The sequence below is a fragment of the Treponema endosymbiont of Eucomonympha sp. genome (genome assembly GCF_001028545.1).
Map to the genome: position 1 here is coordinate 1 of NZ_BBPW01000184.1, position 1,205 is coordinate 1,205.

A 1,205-nucleotide genomic window follows, 5' to 3' on the forward strand; every position below is an offset into this window, starting at 1 on the left:
TTTCCCGCAAAATACGCGTCCGGTACCAGATAGAGAGACCAGTTGCGGGTGGATAGGCTTGCTGTACCTTATGGACGCGTCCCGCCCGAAAAGCACGACGGCGCTTTCCGCGCGGTAAGCCCGCCGGAGGGCGGAGACCCCGCGGGTCCTGCCGAGCGGGCTGGTTTTGGCGCGGCAAGGCTTGCCGGGGGCGGCACGGGGGCTTGCCGAGAGGCGAAAGCCACTATGCCGTAGTACGGGTAAGCACCTACCGCGGCTGCCGAGCGGGCTTTGCGAGCGGTTCCCACCAGTGAGGCTATCGAGCGAGCCGACCGACAGGCGGCATAGGGGGCTTGCCGAAACGGAGCGGGAGGGAACGGGTTTTGCCGCGTTCCCTTCCTCGTCTCACAGGGAAAGCGGCAAAGCCGCTTCCCCTCAGCGACCTGCCCGTGTCGGGCTTTGAAACCTGCCCGTGTTTGACTGCCAAACCTGCCTATGTTTGACTGTCAAACCTGCCCGTGTTTCGCGTTACCGTAGGGCAACGTTCAAGTTTCTTGAGGAAACAGGCGTTCCCCGCAGGGAACGTCCGAGTTCTTTGAAAGAACTCGGCACAGAGGCAAGAACCTACCGGGGCTACCGAGCGGGCTTTGCTGGAGTTTCCGCCGGTGGGCTGCCGAGCGAGCCGACCGAGGGGTGGCATAGGTTATGACACGCCCGTGCGGGGAGAGCCTGCACGCCTGCGGCGCGCTACCGAGTTTGCTTCGCAAACTCGCTTGGCATAGAGGCAAGCGGGGCTGCCGTGGAAGCCAACCGAGAGGGGATATAAAGCCGTAGTACGGGTAAGCACCTACCGTGTTTATCAAGAAGGTTTGCCGATGGGCGGCGGGGCGCTGCCCGTGCGGGGAGTGCCGCGTTACCTATGACGACCTGCCCGTGTTTCGCGTTACCCTGCGGGCAATGGCCGAGTCCTTTGAAAGAACTGCCGCACGCCTTCGGCGTGCTTACCGAGTTTGCTTCGCTTCGCTTGCCGCAAACTCGCGGCGCATAGAGGCAAGCGCCGAACGCGAAACGCCGAGCGGCCGGAGGGATGCATGATAAAACAAACGCCTTTTGTGTCGGAAAAAATCTGGGGCAGCGAGCGCTGGGTCGTCTCGGCGCCCCGCGCGGGCCGTATAGGTACGGGCCTCGCTGATGGGACCGGGCGGGCTTGCCGAAGGGCGGATGCC

2 protein-coding genes are annotated in these 1,205 nt (G+C 63.6%); both read left to right on the forward strand.

Annotated elements, in window-relative coordinates:
• Positions 1-332 precede the first annotated feature (332 nt).
• Positions 333-482 carry a hypothetical protein gene (locus AWU74_RS11725; protein ID WP_187150880.1) on the forward strand — a complete coding sequence of 50 codons (150 nt, stop codon included), beginning with the start codon at positions 333-335 and terminating at the stop codon, positions 480-482.
• 349 nt (positions 483-831) lie between these two features.
• Positions 832-1,074: a hypothetical protein gene (locus tag AWU74_RS10565; protein ID WP_062377038.1), complete on the forward strand. Its 243-nt coding sequence runs from the start codon at positions 832-834 to the stop codon at positions 1,072-1,074.
• Positions 1,075-1,205: the final 131 nt, after the last annotated feature.